Source organism: Paenibacillus sp. JT31N11 (assembly GCF_056269285.1).
This window is the reverse complement of sequence record NZ_JBWDNQ010000001.1, coordinates 923,683-945,375: the sequence shown is the minus strand read 5'-3', so window position 1 is coordinate 945,375 and position 21,693 is coordinate 923,683. Positions and strand designations below refer to the sequence as shown.

General features: G+C 52.1%; 17 protein-coding genes. 2 read left to right on the top strand and 15 right to left on the bottom strand.

Features of this window, described 5'->3' with window-relative positions; all coding sequences use genetic code 11:
* Positions 1-37: 37 nt before the first annotated feature.
* The 13 genes from AC0YNV_RS04155 to AC0YNV_RS04095 form a co-directional block, all read right to left on the bottom strand.
* Positions 38-970 (bottom strand): class II fructose-bisphosphate aldolase, encoded by a 933-nt coding sequence (locus AC0YNV_RS04155; RefSeq protein WP_475766067.1) that lies wholly within the window; start codon positions 968-970, stop codon positions 38-40.
* Entirely contained in the window at positions 948-2,528 is a 1,581-nt protein-coding gene (locus AC0YNV_RS04150; protein ID WP_475766064.1) for an FGGY-family carbohydrate kinase, read from the bottom strand. Before AC0YNV_RS04150 ends, AC0YNV_RS04155 begins: the two co-directional genes overlap by 23 nt.
* The gene (locus tag AC0YNV_RS04145) at positions 2,525-3,190 is read right to left on the bottom strand and encodes an aspartate/glutamate racemase family protein (RefSeq protein ID WP_475766062.1); all 666 of its coding nucleotides are present in this window, start codon (positions 3,188-3,190) and stop codon (positions 2,525-2,527) included. The genes AC0YNV_RS04150 and AC0YNV_RS04145 overlap by 4 nt, the downstream gene beginning before the upstream one ends.
* Positions 3,191-3,268: 78 nt before the next feature.
* Entirely contained in the window at positions 3,269-4,147 is an 879-nt protein-coding gene (locus AC0YNV_RS04140) for a carbohydrate ABC transporter permease (RefSeq protein WP_210043953.1), read from the bottom strand.
* Positions 4,144-5,085 (bottom strand): carbohydrate ABC transporter permease, encoded by a 942-nt coding sequence (locus AC0YNV_RS04135; protein ID WP_475766060.1) that lies wholly within the window; start codon positions 5,083-5,085, stop codon positions 4,144-4,146. The genes AC0YNV_RS04140 and AC0YNV_RS04135 overlap by 4 nt, the downstream gene beginning before the upstream one ends.
* Before the next feature lie 76 nt (positions 5,086-5,161).
* Complete coding sequence (locus AC0YNV_RS04130; RefSeq protein WP_475766058.1) at positions 5,162-6,496, bottom strand: ABC transporter substrate-binding protein; 1,335 nt, start codon at positions 6,494-6,496, stop codon at positions 5,162-5,164.
* A gap of 638 nt (positions 6,497-7,134) precedes the next feature.
* Entirely contained in the window at positions 7,135-8,232 is a 1,098-nt protein-coding gene (locus AC0YNV_RS04125) for an NlpC/P60 family protein (protein ID WP_475766055.1), read from the bottom strand.
* Between the two features lie 536 nt (positions 8,233-8,768).
* Positions 8,769-9,551: a sugar phosphate isomerase/epimerase family protein gene (locus tag AC0YNV_RS04120; RefSeq protein WP_475766053.1), complete on the bottom strand. Its 783-nt coding sequence runs from the start codon at positions 9,549-9,551 to the stop codon at positions 8,769-8,771.
* Between the two features lie 177 nt (positions 9,552-9,728).
* Positions 9,729-10,280, bottom strand: coding sequence for an NAD(P)H-dependent oxidoreductase (locus AC0YNV_RS04115; RefSeq protein WP_475766051.1), 552 nt, complete (start codon positions 10,278-10,280; stop codon positions 9,729-9,731).
* 106 nt (positions 10,281-10,386) lie between these two features.
* Positions 10,387-10,815: a MarR family winged helix-turn-helix transcriptional regulator gene (locus AC0YNV_RS04110; protein ID WP_475766048.1), complete on the bottom strand. Its 429-nt coding sequence runs from the start codon at positions 10,813-10,815 to the stop codon at positions 10,387-10,389.
* A gap of 289 nt (positions 10,816-11,104) precedes the next feature.
* A complete protein-coding gene (locus AC0YNV_RS04105; RefSeq protein ID WP_475766046.1) occupies positions 11,105-12,091 on the bottom strand; it encodes an aldo/keto reductase in 987 nt (328 codons plus the stop codon).
* Between the two features lie 75 nt (positions 12,092-12,166).
* A complete protein-coding gene (locus AC0YNV_RS04100; protein ID WP_210043960.1) occupies positions 12,167-13,006 on the bottom strand; it encodes a phytanoyl-CoA dioxygenase family protein in 840 nt (279 codons plus the stop codon).
* Between the two features lie 202 nt (positions 13,007-13,208).
* Positions 13,209-13,487: a hypothetical protein gene (locus AC0YNV_RS04095; protein WP_475766044.1), complete on the bottom strand. Its 279-nt coding sequence runs from the start codon at positions 13,485-13,487 to the stop codon at positions 13,209-13,211.
* A gap of 68 nt (positions 13,488-13,555) precedes the next feature.
* Between AC0YNV_RS04095 and AC0YNV_RS04090 the strand changes: the two genes are divergently transcribed.
* Positions 13,556-13,783 (top strand): hypothetical protein, encoded by a 228-nt coding sequence (locus tag AC0YNV_RS04090; RefSeq protein ID WP_475766042.1) that lies wholly within the window; start codon positions 13,556-13,558, stop codon positions 13,781-13,783.
* Positions 13,784-13,821: 38 nt separating this feature from the next.
* The gene (locus AC0YNV_RS04085; RefSeq protein ID WP_475766040.1) at positions 13,822-14,433 is read left to right on the top strand and encodes a hypothetical protein; all 612 of its coding nucleotides are present in this window, start codon (positions 13,822-13,824) and stop codon (positions 14,431-14,433) included.
* Positions 14,434-14,523: 90 nt separating this feature from the next.
* Here the strand turns inward: AC0YNV_RS04085 and AC0YNV_RS04080 are convergent, their stop codons facing one another.
* Positions 14,524-20,709 carry a X2-like carbohydrate binding domain-containing protein gene (locus AC0YNV_RS04080; protein WP_475766038.1) on the bottom strand — a complete coding sequence of 2,062 codons (6,186 nt, stop codon included), beginning with the start codon at positions 20,707-20,709 and terminating at the stop codon, positions 14,524-14,526.
* A 518-nt stretch (positions 20,710-21,227) separates the two neighbouring features.
* Positions 21,228-21,647, bottom strand: a complete 420-nt coding sequence (locus tag AC0YNV_RS04075) for a PaaI family thioesterase (RefSeq protein ID WP_475766036.1) — start codon at positions 21,645-21,647, stop codon at positions 21,228-21,230.
* Positions 21,648-21,693 lie beyond the last annotated feature (46 nt).

Sequence of the window (21,693 nt, the reverse complement as noted above, 5' to 3'; positions counted from 1 at the left end):
ATATAGGGATAGAGCCTGCACATAACTGCCGGATCATTTATTGCTGGTTTGTCTGACAGTCGAACGATTCCGCTTTTCCGGCGCAGCCAAGGAAATTCAACATTTTATCCGTAACGGCTGCTTCGACCGCTGCGCGACCTTTTTCCAGATCCTCAAGCGAGAGATTTCTGCACGCCTCATTCGTCATGCGCTCTTCGCGCCCCAGCGCGCCCAGGAACGCAAGCTCCAGATCCGTAGCAATATTCACCTTGCTGACGCCGCCGCCGGGAAGGGTAATCGCCTTATTCATCATTTCTGCCGGCACTCCCGATCCGCCGTGCAGCACAAGATGAACCGGGGTCAGCTTGCGGATCGCCTGCAGCCGGTTGTAGTCGATACTCGGCTGCTTCACCATATAGACGCCATGCGCAGTGCCGCATGAGACCGCAAGAGCGTCAACCTTGGTCTCATTGACGAACCGCAGCGCTTCCTGGGGATCCGTGTAGAGTTCCTCGTCATGATCCGTCTCGACAAAATCGGTCGTTCCGATCATCCCAAGCTCCGCCTCGACGGAAACTCCGTTTCGGTGAGCGTACTCTGCCGCTTCCTTGGAGTCGGCGATATTGCCCTCCAGCGGTTTCTCCGATGCATCGATCATGACCGATGTGAAGCCTGCGGCAATCGCGTCATGTATGACTGCCATATCCTTCGTATGATCAAGATGAAGCACAACGGGAACGGTAATCTGCTCGGATTCCATGCAGGCGTAAAATTCATCTGCAAACTCTTTGGGCGTGATGCTGTAGCGCACCAGCTCCTTGCTCGAAATTTGAACAATAAGCGGCGACTGTGTTTTTTGGCCTGCCCGCAGGACGGCAGCAATCATCGGGGTATACCGGGGCGAGAATGAACCCAGTGCGTAGCCCCCCTTCTCTGCCTGTTCCATCCCTTGTTTCAGCACAATAACATTAATTGGTTTCTCTCTCTTCATCTTTCTCCAGCTCCTTCGTCAATTGTCTATATATATCCCTCAGCGGCTGCTGAATGGCTAGATATCCATGTTCAAAAATCCGGCAGTACGCCTCGCGGTGCCTATTGTCCGGCTTATATACCCGTGCCGGCCTGCCGTTCACTGCGCAGCGGACGGCATCCGCTGCATCCCGGTAGATGCCGGCGCCGATGGCGGCTGTCAAAGCCGCGCCCAGGAGCGTCGCTTCATCCAGATCGGGCACGTCGATGCGGCACCCGGATATATCCGCTTTAATGCGCATCCATGCCTCGTTTCGGGTGCCCCCGCCAACAGCGACAATACGTCCGCCGGCTGTGCCCGAAGCACGCGCCGCCGCTCTGCGGATCGCTTCCATCTGGAATGCCGCGCCTTCCAGCACAGCCTTCAGCAGATGAGGCTGACCGTGGTCTGCGGTTAATCCGATGAAAGCGCCGCGGGCATTCGCGTCCGGCATCGGCGCACCGCAGCCGGACAAGTATGGGAAATACATAATATTCGTCGGTCCATCCGGCGCCTTATCCACCAGACGGATAACGTCCTCATAAGAAAGGGGAACTTGTTCTCCCAGAATGCCTCTCATCCATTCAATGGACCCGCCCGAAGCGGAAATGCCGCCCATCCAAAAGGACAAGCCGGGCACGATATGAAGTCCATAGGAAAGACCCGAGGCAAAATCCTCCTTCGTCAGAGGCCGGTCCGTCTCCATGCCGACAAGCGTCTCCGCTGTCCCGATGGAATCGTAGGTATCGCCCTCGTTCACAGCGCCGACAGCGATCGACGCCGCAGCATGATCATGGCCGGCAACCGCCACCGGAATGCCGCCTGGAAGTCCCGCTTGTGAAGCGCCCGGTCCGTTTGTATGCCCTATCGCGGTTCCAGCCGGAAGCGGCTGCGGAAAAAGCGACGGGCTCATGCCAAAGTGTCTGATCCAGTCCTCATCCCAGCATTTGCTCCGAATATCGAAGGCAAATGTGCGCCCGGCAAGCGAATAATCCGTCGCCATAACGCCTGTCAGCCGGTACGCGATATAATCCGCGGCTGACAGCCATACCGAATTTTGAAGAACTGCCGACTGGTTCCGGCGCAGCCATAGCAGCTTGGCCAGACCATACTTGAAGCTGGACGTCAGACCGGTTGACTGGAACCGAGCGAAGGCGTCATCCTCTGAGGCGATATCCTCCGCTTCCTTCGCAGAGCGGCGGTCGAACCAGGGGATGAACATGGTTTTCGGCTCACCCGTGCCGGCATCCACCAGTATGCCGCTTTCCGCCATGCTGGCGATGCCGATCGCTGCAATCGGCAGCTCGTTATTGAGCCCTCGCCCCCCGTTGCCGCTTCGTCCTCCTTCAAAAGCTCCGGCGACCTCGCGTATGCAAGCGGCAATCGTCTGCCACAGCTCCTGCGGATCAAAGAACGGCATGCCATTCCGGTCGCGGCCGGTAATCGTTGGCCTGCCTGCGATCCGAATAACGGATCCGTCCTCGCGGAACAGGCCCGCCTTGCAGTTGGTGGTGCCTATATCGATGCCGAGCAGGCTCATTTCCCGTCTCCGGCCAGCAGCTTCTTCACGCATTCCATGCCGGACCGGGGGCTTGACAGAAACTTGCTCCGCGCGGCATCCGGCAGCTTCGCCACAACCCGCGCCATTGAAGCCTGGGCCAGCACAACGACATCGGTCCGGCCAGCGAGATCCATGAGCGTCTTCGCCAGCTCTTCGTCATGCCCCTCGCGGTCTCCCTGCATGAGCTTCCCGTATGCCCGATCGGCAAGACCCGGAACCAGCTCCACCTCTTTGCCCGCCTGCGCCGCTTTCTCTCTGATCAGCTGCATCGTAGGGCCGAGAGTGGTCGACAGCGTGGCCGCCACTCCGATCCGGTCTGCGCGCCGTACAGCCTCACTGCCCATCGCCTCATCGATCCGGAGGACCGGCACACTCATTCGGGAGTCAGCCCGCTCGGCCAGCTGACCTACAGACGAGCAGGCACTCAGAATGACGTCGGCCCCGGCCTGCTCAGCGAACTGCGCGTAATGCATCCAGCGGTATTCAACCGCCGAGAGATCCCCGCCATTGCCGGCAAGCTGCGGCAGAATCGAATCATCCACGAAATTGAAGATTTCAATTTCACCGATCACCTGACGGGCCAGCTCCTTGAGCGGCTCCACTGTCACGGGCGTCGTATGAATAATGGCAAGCTTTTTCACATCAACAGCTCCTATCCTGTATCCCGCCAGATTGCTATGCGATGTCCGGCAGAAATTTCTTTTTTGCAAAAAGCTTTGCTACCCCTTGGTTCCGGACGATATATTCATCCCTTCGATGAAATAACGCTGGAAGAAAAAGAATAACGCGATCACCGGCAGCATGACCATGAGCGAGCCCGCCATCAGATAATGCCACTGCGTCGTTTCCTGCCCTTTGAACGATTGCAGACCGATTTGCAGATTGAACATCGATTCCTGGTTAATGTAAATGAGCGGTCCGAGGAAATCGTTCCACGCGCCCTGGAAAGTCATAATTGCAATAACGACAACCGCCGGTTTGGCGAGCGGTATCATAATTTTCCACCAAATATAATAATGGTTTGCACCGTCGATCTTGGCAGCCTCGATCAATTCATTCGGAATCGACATAAAGAATTGGCGGATCAGGAATATCTGATAAGCCGCCCCGAAAAAACCGGGAACCGTCAGCGGCAGATAGGTCCCGACCCAATGAAACTTGGAGAACATGATATATTGCGGAATCAGGGTTACGAAGCTTGGAATCATCATGGTTCCCAGCATGACCGAGAACAACCAGCCCCGCCCGGGGAACTTGATCTTCGCAAAGCCATAGGCGATGAACGTGTTGGACAATACATGCGATATAACGCCGACAGCGGCCAAAAACAGGGTATTGAGCGTATAACGGGCAAAATTGCCTTTGCTCCAGGCGAGCTCGTAATTCTCCCAATGAATCACCTTCGGAAGCCAGGTCGGCGGGAACGACATAATCTCGGTCAGCGATTTAAGCGAGGTCGAGATCATCCACCATAGAGGCAGGAGAATGATGATGGAAAAACCGATCAGTACGAGCAGCAGAATGGTCCTCCCTATTCTTTGCTTTGTCCTGCGGCTTTGAAAGTAACGGGTATCGGGAGCAGCGGTTCTGACGCTCATCGGTTATCCCCCCCTTCGTAATGAACCCAATATTTCGACAGCAGCATATTGATGATCGTCATTACGATAACCACCACAAACAGGAACCAGGCCATTGCCATTGCATAGCCCATGTCATACACCTTGAATGCTTTCAGGAACATATGCAGGTTGAAGAATAACAGCGAGTTCACGGGAGATCCCGGAGCGTTCATATCATTGGACATCACATAACCTTCCTGGAAAATTTGAAAGGCTCCGATCAGGTGGGTGATGAGCTCAAATAAAAGCACGGGCGTGATCATGGGAACTGTAATATGCCAGAAGCGCCGGATCGTACCCGCACCGTCGATCTCGGATGCTTCGTACAGCTGCTCGGGCACATTTTGGAGACTTGCCAGATAGAGCAGCATCCCGCCGCCGACGCTCCACAGCTTCATGAGAATAATCGCCGGCTTCGTCCAGACCGGATCCACCAGCCAGGCAGGGCCGTCCACGCCGAACCATCCGATCATGACGTTAATCAGACCTGTCCCCGGGGTCAGAAGCATTTGCCACAGGATATATAAAGCGACGCCAGAGAGGATGGAAGGCAAATAAAAGACCGTCCGGAATACCTTCATGCCGGGAATCTTCTGATTCAGCATAACGGCCAGCAAAAGCGAGCCGAGCGTGGTAAGCGGCACACTGATGACGACATAATATAAGGTGTTGTACAGCGACTTCCAGAACAAGGGATCATGGAAGAACATATTGGTGTAATTTTGCGTTCCGATCCATTCCTGCCGCGAGGTGATATCGTAATTGGTAAAGCTCGCATATAGCGAGAAAATCAGCGGACCGGCCGTGAACACCAGAAAACCGATGATCCACGGAGATACAAATATGAAGCCCTGTTTTGCTTCCTTGCGCTGCTGCAAGCCCATTCTATTCTTATTGGCGGCTGAGGCCATGGTCATTCCCCTTTCTGCCTGAGTCGGGAGGCAATGAATGAGGAGAGCGATTGTTTGGCAACCACTCCCCTCAAGAGTATGGCTATTGATTTTGTTCCAACAGATTTTCAACGTCCTTCTGAGCTTTATCCAGCGCTTCCTGCGGAGGCACCTGGCCCAGAATGGCCGCATCCCGATTCGGATTGATAAGGTTCAGGAAGTCTGGCGCATTGACCGGCGTCGGAAATATTTTGGTGACTTCCATATTGTCGACAGCCGCTTTATATACCGGATTCTTCATCAGCTCCGGATCGTTAGCCGCTTCCTTGTTCGCTACACTATCAAAGTTCTTTTCCGCCCAGTAGGTTTGAGCCGATTTATCGGTGAGATACTTCATGAACTCCCATGCTTCGTCCGGGTGCTTCGCGCCCTTGGGAATTTCCACGACGAAGCCGCCGCCGACGCTGTAATGCCCGGAGCCCTCCTCCACCTCAGGGATCGGAGCAACCCCATAGTTCATGTTCTGGCCGTAATCGCGGATCTGCGTATAGAACGTTGTGGCCTCTGGCCAAATCGATACCTGACCGGCGATAAAAGGATTCGCCTGTTTGCTGCCGAATGACGCTTTGAAATTATCCAGGTTCTTCTGTCCGATCCGCTTGGCGTTATCCAGCACATAATTCATCGCATCCAGATGCGCCTTGTCGTTGATGACCGGCTTGCCGTCCTGATCAAACCAGTTGATGCCCTTGTCAAAATTCATCGCGATACTGCCCCAATCGAAGCCTCCATACTGCGGCGAGAAACCGATCCGGGTGTATTTGTCGCCATCCTTCTTATCGAGCTTCGTCGCTGCTTCTTCAAGCTCGGCCCATGTATTCGGAAACTTCTCCGGATCAAGGCCCGCTTCCTTGAACTGGTCCTTGTTGTAGAACATCATTCTCGTGTCTGTCGTAAAAGGAAGTGCGTAAGCTTCGTCTTTATAAATAACGGTATCCCATAATTGCGGGAAGAAGCGGTCTTTAATATCGTCTTTCTTCAAATATTCACTCAAATTCGTATTCTGGTTTTTATCCGCGCGCTGGCTTGTGGCGTTGATGTCATTCACGATCACATCCGGCGGATTCCCCGCGGCCACGGCTGCCAGCTCTTTGGTCCAAATGTCGCCAAACGGATAATAAGTATGTTTGACTGTGATGCGGTCCTGCGATTTGTTGAAATCGTCAATAATTTTCTCGATGATTGGCTTGCGCGTCTCTGATCCCCAAAATGTCCAGAAGTCGATTGTGACCTTGTCCTTCGAAGATCCGGTTGAATCCGCAGAGGTGTTGGTGTTGCCTGTGCCGGTATTGCTTGTGTTGCTGCCGCACGCCGACAAGAATATACTGGCGCCGAGCATGGTCGCGAGAAGAACAAACATTGATTTTTTCAGCTTCATTTACAGCTTCCTCCCCTTTTTCCAAGCCATCCGGCAACAATATTGACGGATTATGACGCTTTACCTCGCTCATATTGTTGTTTTACGTGGCTTTAGAATTAAGATAACCATTTTACAGCTTATTGTCAACGCTTTCTTTTCTCTAAAACCATATAATCCACCACTTTGTCGAAGGATCATGACGCCTTTGAGCTGCCCTGCCTGTTTTTCAACTGCAAAAGAACCATCCGCAGTTTGCGGATGGTTCTTTTGCAGTTATTTCCTGTATTTCCAGCATCGGCAAGCCTTGAACGGTAAGCTCAGCATTAAAAAGCGGTGCAAAAAATCCCACCCAACTACGAGATCGGCAGGATTTTTCATATGCAGCGAATATAAACCTTCGTTACAAGGCCACATCAACCTTTAGCCTGGCTGTGGTCGCTCCCAAGTCATTACGTTCTCTGCCGATGACTTCAATCCGCCGATTATACCACAATTGACGTATACGGCCTTTGTTACTTCCAACTTGCTGGGCACGATCAGAGTTGGACCTGAGAACTTTGATGGTATTTTGCCAGCGGGGTATAGTTATATCAGAATGCTTTGCATCATTTTTGACACGGATGGGATTGTCGTTATCATGATCAGAAATTTTTTCCTTATTTCGTTCTTATTAACGTACTCTTTTTGGCTTTTTCACGTTGGGTATGATTGATATGCGGTTTTGACGGAGGTTTGGGATACATCAGATTTTTTTTATCCGAGTCATGTGACGTTTCTTTGGGGTCCATTGTTCGGCTAGGATTAATAGATCTGCCCGTAACGGGATTTACAAACAAAGCATGACCTAATTCATGCGCCAGCATCTGCGCCCGTTCTCTGGAATTCGTAGCAAGCAGGATTGTTGCAGCTCTTGGACCTGCTTTTTTGCCAAAAAAATAAATTGCTCCGGTTGTTGTTCTCTTCGCCTCAACATCCTTAAATGATTTGGCATTCATATAAATGACTACCACATCATTTCGAGTGCTGCCTTTTGGGCTATACCTTATTAATTTTTGCACTTTTTTGGGCTGCTTATTCAAGAGAACGCCACCTGAAAATTCACCGTTTTTAAATTTATAGGATTCATCTGTATGTCTGGTTATGGATTTTAAACGGAAGGTGATTCTGCTTAATTCCCATATCTTACTCGCCCGGTTTAAATCCCTTTTGATTATTGAATCCTTGATTGGATTGCCGGTACTTGTCACGACGTGTACATTTACTATTAAAGGGCTGTTTTTGGTAGATGAAGCTTTATTATTCACCATTTTCAGCTTCCCCATCTCACTTTTTGATAAGTTTAATATTCTTCTTATATGCATAAATTTATTTTTCCAAAATCCGTTAAGGTAGCCTCTCTCTCTGCAGCCTCCTCTTGATTGAAGGCCGATAAAATAACCGGGTTTTGTAACAATTCCGACATGGGATACAGCTTTTCTGTACGTATTTTTAAAAAAAATGATATCGCCGGTACGTGCCTCGTTTTTCGGAATTTTTTTACCTTGCTTTATCTGGAGCGAAGTTTTGTCACCAATATCGATTCCAGTGGTCTTACTGAATACATAATTGCAAAAGCCTGAGCAATCGCCATAACCGATATTAATTTCCTTTTCTCCAAAGATATACATCAGTTTACCTTTATAAGATCGCGCGAAATTGATTACTTTCCTTCGAACTTTTTTGTTATTCTTATCTCCATTCTTATATTCAGGCATAAGAGGACCTCCGAGGCTTGTTCACAGAACAAAAATATAATAGCCGTTTAATCATTTCACAGTTTATTATGGGGGGAGCCGAACTGCTGAAAATCACTTATAATCCTGCTCCATAGGTTCTTTTATTAAGCTATATGCCCTACTCCCAAGTATATGGAAATACTAATTTAAGTGTCTGGACCAATGTACCCTGTCAATTCGTACAATTTTGGGAGACAGCCTATAATTTATTGGCTATGATAAACGTCTGCCAGCTAAGCTCCGACACTACTGATCGTATGAGCATATGAAAATTGGACCTCATGGGTATTGACCCCAAAGCCCAATGGTCCCCGCTCGTTGGCTATGATACGCTGAAAATCTATTTGCACATCACTGAGACGATGCAAAAGAACGCATCAGGAAAGAAGAATGTTCATTTCTCAGGTCTTCTAAAAGGCGCTTTTTTGCAAGGAATGCGACCTTTTCGTGATCTTTATACAAAAACGGGACCCAAAAAGGTCCCGTTTCCTTGATTAATCAGGTTTCTTTCCTTTTCAGAACATCATGGATCTCATATAGCCTATCGTAAATTTCACGCCCTTGTCGCCAAGCTCGCCGTGCCACACCTTGGAATGCGGCTCGATGCTAAGACCGCCCTCATAGCCGCTTGCATACAGAACAGCCATGAACGTGCCCCAGTCCGTCTGGTCCAGCCCGGCAGGAGGATCGTCAAAGCGCATGCCGTCAATGATGACGGAGCCTTTGATATGAACATGGCGGAACCGGCTGCCCCATTTGCCCGCCTCCACCAGATAATCGCGGCCCGCGTAGCGGGAATGCGACGGATCGAATTTGATGCCGAGCTCAGGCAGATGGCCGTGGATGATCGTCCATGCCATATCATTATCGACAAAATTATTCCATTTGCAGTTGTATGAGGATATGACGACGCCTTTTGGCGTCCCGTATTCAATCAGTTTCCGGAAATAGTCGATGGCAAGCGTCACGTTCTCGTAATAGGACAATTCTTCCACATAGTTGACGCCGCATACGAAATTCCGGCAGCCAAGCTCTGCCACCGCATCGATCAGCGCATAGGATGCCTGAAGCTCTTCTTCCACAATGCCTTCTTTGGCAATCCTGTCGGTTCCCCATCTCCCGACAGAACCCACCTGCACCCCCGTCTGCCCGCTTGCCTCTTTTAATACAGGTACGCTGGCGATGAATGCGTCCAGGTCAGACCCGATATTGATGCAGAATTCCAGAAATTCAAGGCCGGTTTCCTTCGCCTGATGAAAGCTGGCTGCCTCAGGAGAGGCAATGATGCCCAATTTCATGGTTAATCCTCCCGTATTTGGATGATCGGCGGAGCATGTCCGCCGTTATCATCCACTTTACCTCTGACGGTCCCGCAAAGATATGCTGGATATAGCCATATTTTTATCCCTTGTTAACTTTTTCCCTCCAGCTGCGAAGAATTTCACCCTCATCCGCAGTATCGTAATGCCGCTGGATTACTTCTCGTTTGTATCAATCGGACGCTCAATGTATTCAGCATACTCCAATGCGAACTGTTCCAGCTGGCTATCGCTGACGCCCCTTATGCCGCTGACAATGTGAGGAGTCCTGTAGAGCATACCCACCAGATTGGCCGTTGCCTGGAAAGGCCGCAGCAGCTCACTATAGGAATAATGGTGGAACCCTCCCGCCTGATAAGAGGCGCTCCCCCCTCCCGAGGAAATGGCAATAACAAGCTCCTTCCCATGCAGCTTATCCCCGCCTGTTCCGTAAGCCCATCCTCGCTGCAGCACAGCATCCATCCATTTCTTCAGCAAGGAAGGCGAGCTGTACCAGTAGAAGGGAAACTGGAGCACGATTCGCTCATGAGACTCCAGAAGCTCCTGTTCCTGTTCAACATCAATAATCTCATCCGGGTATGCCTCATACAACCGGTGCACCGTGACATTTCCCCTTGCCTCCAGCTCTTCCGCCAGTCGTTTGTTGATTCTGGACTGGCCCAGATTGGGATGAGTGATGATTGCGAGAACTTTTCCTATGGTCGTCATTTTTAAAAAAACTCCTTTAATTAAGTTTATTTTGTTATTTACAAAAAACTGGAATCATACTCGCCTCTTCATATGTGTATGTACATACATCATATAAATAAAAAAATTAATGTTCTTCCAACTGCACACTCATGGCCTCAATTTCTTTGGTCATTTGCCTGGAGTTCTCCAGACCGATTAAAGCCTCATAACGCATATGCATGTTTTTCGATGCCTGGCGGATTGTACCCTCGAGCTCTTTGGCTTTTACCGTTGGATACAGAAATACATTCTTCCCCTGCACATTCCGTTCTACCAGCTGCTTGCTCTCTAATTTGTCTATGAAGCGGGTAAGCGTGGAAGATGTGACGGACAGCTTCTCTGACAATTCCTTATGAGAGATGCCGGGTGTGCCAATTACAAGGCGGATGAGATACCCGTACATCGGTGTCAAGCCCGTCATCGCGAATTCGTCCTCCGCCAGTTTGGTAATGGCGCGGCTAAGGCGGTTAGCCGTGAAAAACAAGCAATCGTGAAGGAAACTATCGTCTGCCATGTTTCAGTGCCCTCCTTTCGCTCTAACCATCATTGTATGTACAACGAATATAGATGAATTCCTGCATCTTGTCAATAGGATCTGCCGCTCCTCCGGTTTGGCATAAAAAAGGAAGAAACCTGCCTCGCCGACATTGACGGCTGAGCAGATTTCTTCCTGAATTTTAGCAAAATCCACCTGTTAGGATGCTTCTAACATGGATATGTTTTCATATCCGAAGCGAGGTATACCCTTTCTGGACCAGCAACCGTCTTGCTCTCCTGGGCCGCAAGCGGGTCATGATTTCTTGTCAGGACTTCCCGCCTGCCTGCAATTCCTCGCTCCGGTCAGTCGCCGGAGGCGGGGCAATGGACAAAGCGGAGATCTCCGCCCGACGCTCGGGAGTCATGACGATATCGGCGGCGCCAAGCAGCGGACTCAACTGCTCCATATTGCGTGCGCCGATGATCGGAGCGGTAATGCCGGGATGCGCCATGACCCAGGCAATAGCCAAAGCTGCGGCATGCTCTCCGTGCTCCGCAGCGTACTTGTTGAAATCTGCGGCTGTATCAAAATAAGCCTGCCCTTCATATCTTTTTTGTGTGCCGACCTGCTCGATGAACCTTCCCTGCACCGGCTTTTGGCCGCTGTTATATTTTCCTGTCAGCAGTCCCGCGGCCAGCGGGCTGTAGCTGATAACGCCCAGCTGCTCGGACTGCGCCAGAGGCAGAATTTCCACCTCGGCCTGACGCTTCACCAGATTGTACATCGGCTGGATGCATTCAAAACAGGCCAGCTCCTTCTGGGCCGAGATGCCAAGCGCCTTGGCTATTTGCCAGGCGGCCCAGTTGCTCACAGCCGGATAGAGGATTTTGCCCTGCCTCTGCAAATCGTCCAAAGCGCGCAGCGTCTCTTCCATAGCTGTACGCGAATCAAAATGATGCACGAAGTATATATCGAGCCAGTCGGTCCCCAGCCGCTTGAGGCTTCCTTCGATCGACAGCATCATATGACGCCGCGACATCCCCCCGGCGTTCACATCCTTTCCCGTCGGGAAATAGAATTTCGAGGTAAGGACAAGATCGTTCCGGCTCCCCGCTATGCATTTGCCCAATATCTCCTCCGAGCGGCCACCGGCGTAAGCATCCGCGCAGTCGAAGAAATTGATTCCCGCCTCCCGGCAGCTCTTGAACATATCTATCGACGTTGCTTCATCCGCAATGCTGCCGAAGGACATCGTTCCAAAACAAAGGCTCGACACCTGAATGCCTGTTCTGCCTAAAGTGCGGTAATCCATGAGTTCACCTTCCAGAAATTATATTTGTTAGTTCCGCGAGGTTTGCACAGACCATTCGAACAGTACCGCCGTTCCCTATTTCTCAAAATTCGGATCATTCTCGCTCAGCCAGACGCGAAGCGGGGCATCCTCATCTGTAGGCGTAAAATAGCCGTTGCAGTTCACTCCATCCCCGAGCATCTGACGGCGGATAGGATCGCTTTGGGCAAGGAGACTTGCGACCGTCATATTGTCTTTCGTGCGAATCCATCTGTAAGCGTAGCCATAGAAAAGCACCTTGCGGGTAATCTCCGACCAGTTCGGACTTGCCGAATGCCACAGACGCCGGTCAAAAAACACCGCCGTTCCCGGCTTCACCCGCACCGGTATTGCACCTTCGGGCTGTCCGTCGCCATTCTGCGGGAGAGGCATCTCGTCCTTCAGATGACTGTTCGGGATGATCCAGAAGTTCCCCCGATCCGGCTCCGACATATCCGACAGGAAGTAAGCGACCTTGAGCGAGAGCCGCGGACGCGGGTGAGTCTCGATATCCTTGTTCACCCTGCCGCTGTCCTGATGCCAGCCGAAGGTTTTATTGTTTTTCGGTTGACCGGTTGGCGGGGTGACGATCAGGTGGCAGTGGTACAAATAAATATTCCAGCCCAGTAATCCCCATACCTTGGGCAAAATTTTCTCATAATCAACGAGATCCAGAAATAATGGATGATCCGGAATAAAATCAGGATGGAACATGGCCTTGTTCGGTTCCAGCCCCTTCTCCAGACTATCTGCGTGAATGCGGTCAACTTGTTCGGTCAAAGCTGCGATTTGATCTTCCGAGAGAACGTTTTCAATTATCAGGTAACCGGTTTCATTAAATGTCTGGCGTTCTTCCTCCGTCAGCGAATACTGGAGCGAGCTTGAATCCATTGGCATTTTAAACAACCTCCTAATAAATTTGTAATCCATCCATACTCTGCCTATTATTTCACAGAACGATGTGTATTGCCATGAATAATATTCTTTTCCTTCGGATTCGCAAGAGGCAAACCATCATAATTTCATGCTTAAAACCACCGCACTCATGCAATGAGCGGTGGCTGCTGTTCGTGTATAAACATCCAGTATTGATCAATATTTATAGATTCTTACTATCATCAGGAGCAGAACCGCCGGCATCAGGCTTCTTCCTCGGGACGACCCGGGCAGGCCGTTCCACCCAGTTCTCGCGGTTCATCCGCATGACGCGGTTTCCCCGTGTATCCGGAACTTCGCTGACCCCTTCGGCTGCGCCCGCCTGGATGCCCGAAACGGCATTTGCCTCCGTGGAGGCTGCCGGGGCTATGCTGCCGCTCCTGTCTGACTTCCCGCCTCCGCCATTATGTTTGCCTTTATTCCATACTCGTCCTTTACTCATAGAGACACTCCATTCAACACGGATTAATTCCTTCATCCTAACATATCGGTCATACCGGAGGAAAGACATTGGACAGGGAAAGATTTCAATACAGCAAAGGAGTCCTGGAAACCTATCAGTATTCCTTTGCTGTTTACAGCAAAGTATTCCTGGAATCCAATCAGGTCTCCTTTGCTGTTTACAGCAAAGTATTCCTGGAATCCAATCAGGTCTCCTTTGCTGTTTACAGCAAAGTATTCCTGGAATCCAATCAGGTCTCCTTTGCTGTTTACCGCAAAGGTATTGGAAACAAATAGGATCTCTCTGCCGTCTATAGGCTTTAGGGGTGATGATTTTGTTCAAGAAATGCGTAGTTATTGTCCTTGGCTTGGTTATCATGCTGAGCGCTGCTATTACTGCAAGACCGGAAGCCGTCTTTGCCTGCTCCTGCGCCTTTTCACCCGCTGATCAGCAGGTAGAGGATGAGCTGGAACGCAAATCAGCAATTTTTGCAGGCAAAGTGACGAAGGTTACTCCGCCAAAGCAAAAACGAATGATGTCTTCAGCAGATCTGGTCGAGATCGTGTTCGAGGTAACCAAAGCGTGGAAGGGCATGGTTGGCAGCCGCACAGCCGTCTACACTGCAATGAGCTCGGCGAGCTGCGGATATGAGGGTTTTCAGGTCGGCAGCGAGTACCTCATTTCCGGTTACGAGAAATCGGGGCATCTGGAAACCACAATATGCGACATGACTCTCCCCTTATCATCGGCAACCAAGCAACTGGCGGTTCTGGGAACCGGATATCCACCGTCTCCAGTAAGCGCGCCAGAATCCGCAATACTTGGACAAGAGGGCGATCAAACGGAGATAGCTGGTAACCTCTCCTCCACATTGATAATCCTGACAGCGGCTGTGATATTGATTGGCGGCACAATGCTAATATTATTGAGAAAGAGACGCCGCTAGATCACTTTCAGATGTTCATGCGAAGATGCAAAAAGGCAAAAAGGCACCAATCCCTTCGGATCGGTGCTTTTTGTCTTCGTCAATGCCACTTTAAATAAACGATAATTTATCCAGCATTCTGTACAGTATCAAAGCTGTCTCCGCTCTGGTGGATAAGGCATCCGGCTTGAAGGCCCCGTCCTCATCCCCTTGAATAATGCCAAGGCCTGTGGCTTCATTGACAGCCTCCTGTGCCCAGGCGGAGATTTTGCCGGAATCGTTATAGGTTCCCGGCTGTGCCGGATTGACTGCCGGAGTTCCGGCGTAATCAACGGCGCGCATCAGAATAGCCGCCAGTTCTTCACGCGTGATCGGGGCATCCGGTTTGAACGATCCGTCCGCGTAGCCCTGTATAAGCCCTGCCTGATAGGCGGCAAGCACGCTGGAGTCGTACCACTGGCCCGAAACATCCGGGAATACGGAGTCACCCTGCTGATTTTCAAGGCCTAATGCTCTGACCAGCAGCGCGGAAACCTCCGCACGGGTGATGGCTCCCTTGGGGTCGAAGCCCTCTGCATCCCGGCCTTGGACGACCATCTTGGATGCCAGGAGATTTACAGCCTGCTCTGCCCAATGCTGATCCATATCCGGGAAGCTGACTGGATGCTGGATCAGAGCAAACGTCCCCGTTCCCTTGCTCTTGATCGTGACGGTTGTTTGTCCGTTAGCGGCCTCAAAGGTCGCTGGCGCAAAGCGGTATTCTCCCTGTTCATCGAACCAAACCGCCGATGCCGAATCGGGGATATCCGTTTTGTCCACAGTGATTGTTCTTTCCACATAGCTATCAAAGGCAGTCACAGGAACGGACTTGCCTTCTCCATCGGCAATAAATAATTGGAAACGAACGGGCTGAGACAGTTTATCCGTCTGGAATCCGCTGTTCAATCCGGCTTCGTCCGAAGAGTCCAGCTGCTCGGCAACGACCTCCAAATGCCACTGCGATCCTTCCAGACCGGCTGCGGCAAGCCGCTTCTGCAAATCAAGCTCGCCAAGCGGAAGCTTGAATGCGGCGGCTGGAAGCTGGAATTCCACGATGCTGTCCGGATTTGCCGTTCGGATTGCGTTCAGAAGCTCTGCGGTCAGCTGGAATCTTCCCCCGCCCTCTCCTGCCGCCAGGGTCACGATGCCTTCCTTGACCCGCTCCATGTTGACTTTGACGGTTTGTTTATTGCCCTCTGGATCAATCAGATCCAGCGTGTAATCGGATGCAGAATCATCCGTGTCCGTGTCCGGCAAGACAGAGCCGTTCCCTCCGGAGCCCGGATTACCGGACTGGATTACGACAATACTGGCCTCGGCGGCAAGTCCGCCATAGGCGGCGGTCACAACGGTTTTGCCGCCGGCCGTTCCTGTCAGCTTGCCGCCCGTCTCTGCGCGGGCAACCGACGGATCCGCTATTTGATACTGCGCATATTCAGAAATATTGAACTCGGTCCCGTCATCGTAGACAGCCGCCACCTGCGCTTTCAGCGATCCACCGTTAATGATGGTATACTCCGGCTTCGAGAAGCTTAAGCCTGACAGCTGCGGGGCTTCCGGAGTGTCTCCTGCCGTTACATGAATCGCCGCCTGAGCAGCGAATCCATTGTACACGGCAGAAATGACCGTTTCCCCTTGCGAAACGCCGCTTATGCTGCCGTCTGCGCTCACTTGTGCAATCGCTGGATCAGCCATCGTATACACGATGCCGTCCGCAATCACAACCTGACTGCCGCCCTCATAGGTCGCCGTTACAACGGTCGGCTTCGTTTGTCCGGCCTGCAGCGAATAATCATTCTCGGTGAACGCGATCCCCAGCTGCGCGGAATCGGAACGGGGAACGGTCAGCTCAAAGGTCCTGCTTGCTGCCGCTGCTCCTTTCTTGATCAACGCCTCCAAAGTGACAACAGCATCCTCTTCCGTTCTGGACGGCCGGGTAATGTTCCCCGTCTGCGGATTGATAATATCCGGCTGGGTTGAAGTCCAGGTGATCTCGGAGCCGGCGGCTCCCAGAGCAGGAAGCGTGACCGGCCGGGTGACGCGATCGGCCTGATCACCTTCTGCCAGCCCAACCGCAAGCTCCGTCTTATCCTGCTCCACTGCCGCCAAATCCTCATCTTCGACCGTGGTTACGCTGAACCTCAAGCCATCCACCAGCATGTAGGCTCCTGATTTCTTCACGCCCTTGATCGTATGTGGACCATTGGTCAATCCGGAAATACTGAACAATGCTTGCTGGGTCTGACGGCTGTCGCTGTGCGCACTCACCGTCTGCTTGAATTCATTGTCCACATAAATATCGATGTCCCCGAGTGAAGAGTCTTTGGCCGAGATAAAATCAATTCCCGTACCGGTAAAGGGATATTCAAAATAGTCGCCATTCGCTTCGGTGGCATGCACATCATTCTGGTAATCTCCGCGCAGGGAGAAGCTCAGGTAAGTGGTGCCCACCGGCTGTGAAGCCAGGTATTCTTTCTTGATCGTGACCTGATTGCCGGATGCCGTGTAGTCCTCTCCCGGTACCAGCGCCTCATTGCCATTGGATATGCCAAGCAGGCCGCTTCCGTCGATGGCAAGCGCCGCCGTCACATCCGCTTGTGCCGGTCCCGACTTGTCGAAGCCGGCCGTATCCGGACTGATCAGGTCTGAGACCCGTACCCGCAGCTGATCCAGCAGCATATAGTAGCCGTTTTTCTTCACTGCCTTGATGGTGTGAGGACCATCGGCAAGGCCCGCAATGCTGAACACGGGCTGCTGAACCTGCCTACTCGGGCTGTAGGCGCTGACGGTTTGCTGCAGCTCGCCATCCACATAAATATCCATATCGCCCTGTGAAGAATCCTTCTCGGTAATGATTTCAATACCGGTTCCCTTGAAGGCATATTCGAAGGAATCGCCGGTAACCTCGGTGTACTGCACATCATCCTTGTAATCGCCGAGACCTCTGTTGCGGCCAAGCTGCCACGCGCCGTCGTAGAATATGTCCGGATCATCATTGTTAACCGGAATATAACGGCCGCGCGCCGTATCTCTAACCGTTACCGCCAGGGTATGAGGCTGGCCCGTACTGAAGGAGAAGGTCAAATTCGCCATTCCGATCGGCTGGACGGCCAGATATTCCTTCTTGATCGTAACCACGCTGCCGGAGACCGTGTAATCAGTGCCATCTATCAACGGCGTTCCCGCATTGTCTATTCCGCTAAAGCTGTTCGCTCCCAGTGTCAGCGTCGTCGTGATATCGGACTGTGCCGGCTGCTTCTGATCGAAGCTCGCGGCTGCCGGGCTGATCGTGCTGTTCTGGGCAGTCGTATCGCTGATGGAGATGGACAGCGTTTGCGATGCGCCTCTGCTGAAGGAGAAGATCAGCTTGGCTGCTCCCACCGGTCTTGCTGCAAGATATCCCTTCTTGATCGTGACCAGATTGCCGTCTGTCGTGTAGTCGGTTCCCTGCACCAGCGGAGTTCCGCTGCTCGTAATGCCAGCCAGCGCATTGCCAGCCAGTGTCAGCGTTGTTGTGACATCAGCCTGTTCCGCCGTGTTCTTGTCGAAGCTCGCTTCAGCCGGGCTGATCGTGCTGTTCTGAGCTTCAGAATCCGCTACTTCGATGGCAAGAACCTGCTCGGCTCCGCCACTGAAGGAGAAGATGAGATTGGCGGTTCCGACCGGCCTGGCAGCCAGATACCCTTTCTTGATCGTGACCTGATCGTCCGTCACAGCGTAGTCAGTGCCAGCTGCTAATGGAGTCCCGTTACCGGAGATGCCGCTTAACGTTCTGCCAGCCGCGATGGCAGCTGTAACATCAGCCTGTTCCGAAGCGGCCTTGTCAAAATTAGCGGATTGCGGGGTAATCAGATCAGGCAATGTGACCTTCAGCTGATCCACAAGCATAAAGACACCCGATTTCTTCACCGCCTTGAGCGTATGCGGCCCGTCGGTGAGCCCCGCAATATGATAGACGCTTTGATTGGCCAACCTGCCCGCGTTTGAAGTGCTGACGGTTTGCTTGAAGTCCCCGTCCACGTAGATATCGATATCGCCCTGGGATGGATCCAATTCCGAATATAATTCGATTCCGGTTCCCGTAAACGGATATTCCATATATTCACCGTTGTTTTCCAGGAAATGCACATCGTCCTTGTAATCCCCGAGTCCCCTGTTGTAGCTGCGGTTCCAGGCTCCTTCATAACGGATTCCCGCATCGTCATCGTTGACGGATATGGAGCCGCCTGCGGAAGAATCTTTTATAACAAGGGTTACGTTCTTGTCAGCTCCCTTGTCGAAGCTGAAGGCCAGGCTGGTCGTTCCTTCCGGCAAGCTTGCCAGGAATGCTTTCTGGAAGGTGACCACGCCGCCGGCAACCGTATAATCGGTGCCTTCCTCCAGCGCAGATTCGTTAATAGCGATACTGTCCAGTTGATTCCCCCTGAGCTCCATCGTCGTTGACACATCAGCCTGAGCCGATTGTTTCTTGTCAAAGCTGATTGTCGGCGGGTTGACGGCGCTGTTCCGGGTCGTCGTATCCTTGATTGTGACAGCGAGCGTCCTTGCTGCTCCGCCGCTGAAGGAGAAGGTCAGATTGGTTGTTCCAAGCGGCTGCGCTGCCAGATACTCCTTCTTGATCGCAACCTCATTATCCGCAATCGTATAGTCGGTGCCGGCCGTTAATGCCGCAGCGCCATTCGTAATACGGATCAATTCATTTCCGTTCAAGGCGACCGTTGTCGTCACATCGGACTGCTCCGATTCCTTCTTGTCAAAGTCGGCCGCAGACGGATTAATGGTGCTGTTCGGAGCATTGGGGTCACCAACCTCAACCGCCAGATTCTGGGAGGCTGCCGCCAGTTCGCTGCCGCCATTGCGCTGCCAGGAGCCAGTATACGAAATTCCGGTATCATCGTCATTGACCAGCGATGTACCGCCTCCGGCAGTCACTTTAAACAAACGTGAGCCGTGCGACGGCAAATCGACGGAGCTGTAGCCGGTATCAAACGATCCCAGCTCGGTATGGCTCCATAAATCGCGTACGGAGGCCGGACCTGTAAGGCCGATATCGTTCCAGTTCACAGTTACCGTTGCGCTGGAGCTTCCAAGATTGAACAGCCCCACCGTGTAAGTTCCATCACCGTTATTGGCATACCATACCTGCTGGTCGGTTGCCGTCGAAACAGGATGCGCCGGTTTGCCGGCCTGATCAACCGCGATGACTTCCTCATTGGTCAATAGCTCAATGCCGTAGCTGTCCAGATTCGTCATGTCATTGCCGATATAAAGCGGCGCTGAAGACATCGCCCATAACGACATGGCTGTCCTCCGTTCATCCGGGGTGATGCCATCCATCGCTCCATTCCCGATATTCAGGGAGTCAAAGTCATTCCAGCCTCCCGCTCCTGCATGCCGCCACCACTGCTCCGCCTTCGGGAACAGACGGGCAATACTAGGCCATGCGGTCAATCCGCCGGTTCCGCAGTAGCATTCAATATCCCAGTCTACCCGCCATCCGTTCGCGTATTTTTTCCAGGTATCCGCATATTTGATATCGAGCGCCCATGACAGCTCAAGCCAAATGTGATGCGGAGCCAGCGCCTCTGACCACGCCTTGACGTCATCGCGGGCATCAAGGGTTAGATCGGAGATGCCCGATCCCGGCGTAACGCTGTCGAATTTCAGGAAATCAACGCCCCACGAGCCGAGCAAATCGGCTATGGAAGTAATATAGCTCTGCGCACAGGACTGAGAGAAATCGATTTTATAGCCCAGGCCCCAATAATCCGCCTTTTCGAGCGGCATTTTCACAATGTCCTGCATGTGGCAGGCGGTGCCGTAAATCGGCAGATTATCGTCCAGCGCTTGGGGAGACAAGCCCGGAATCATATAAAGACCGAATTTTTGACCGTTATTATGAACATGATCAATTACATCCTGAAGCCCGTCCGGATATAAGGTCGTACTGGGAACAGGCCGGCCATAGCCGTCCATGCCCCCATTCCAGCCTGCATCAACATTTATGTAGTTGTAGCCATAGGGTTGAAGCTTCTCGTGCATGGCATCGGATTGCGCTTTGATATTGGCAGCGGTAATCCATGAGCCCGTCGTATAGACCTGCATGCTGTAGCTGCTCCAGCCCATATAAGGCTTCGCGCCAAGTCCGTTGTCAGCGGCCTCGACGGGGCGGGGCTGCGGCGTCAAGACGCCAATCTGGACAATAACAATGATCAGGGCGAGTAACACCAAACGGGTTCTTTTCTTCCAACTCTGCATTATTCTACTCCTTTAGCTTGTGGAATGGGTGGCGCTCTTCATTTATTGGATGCTCTGATGCTCTGCGTTTCAAAGCGGCTTCTTTTTCGCCGCACCTCGGGTCCCCCTCTCCTGTCACGCGGCATCAAGCCATCCATTTGAGAGCGCTTTCTTCAGGTCCAATCATAATGGGTTTCTCTTCCATGAGGTAGGTACAATTACGTCATTTAGGTACAACTTTCCCCATTTCACAGGGTTCAATCTCTCGCGCAGCGACCAATTTTCCTGATTGTGCCAGATTGGACGAGAAAGAAATACGCTCCCGCCGCTCATCGCGGCAAAGTTAGCTGCTGCACCCTCTAAAAGTCCGGCGAAAAAGACAGGCAGCGCTTGCGAAACACTTCTTTCGATTGTTTCAGACCGTGAAAAAGGTTCAACCGCCGCTGCGGCCATGATCAGGTTGAATGCCCTGACAAAAAAACTCCACAGGCTTAAAGTCAGCCCGTGGAGTTTTGAATGCGGCAGCCCGCGTCGCCTTTTTAGTTGGATTTTCTCTCGATGACGCGGAAGGATGCCGTCGCCATGGAACAAAGCACATCCGCCGCACTTCGGATGGTACCCTGCGCTGTGATCATTTTACCCGACATATGCACGATTTCCGCCTCAGCCGTCACAATTCCCGGCCCGGCCGGCGAGGTGAAATGAATATTCAGATTTGAAGTGACCATATCCTCCTCCGGTCTTGCGGCCATAGCCACAAGTCCCATCGCCGAATCGAGCAGCGCGGTATGCACACCGCCATGAAGGATGCCGATCAAATTCAAATGATGTTCCTTGACATCCAGGCTGACAATAACCTTGTTCTCGTCCATATAAGCCAGCTCGCAGCCCAGGTAGCCCCAGAAGGTATGCCGGGCCTGCTCCGACAACTTTTCCAACCGATCATTCATCATGCTCATCGAATTCCTCCCCGGCCGCGGCTTACTCCATATGCAGCGCTCTATC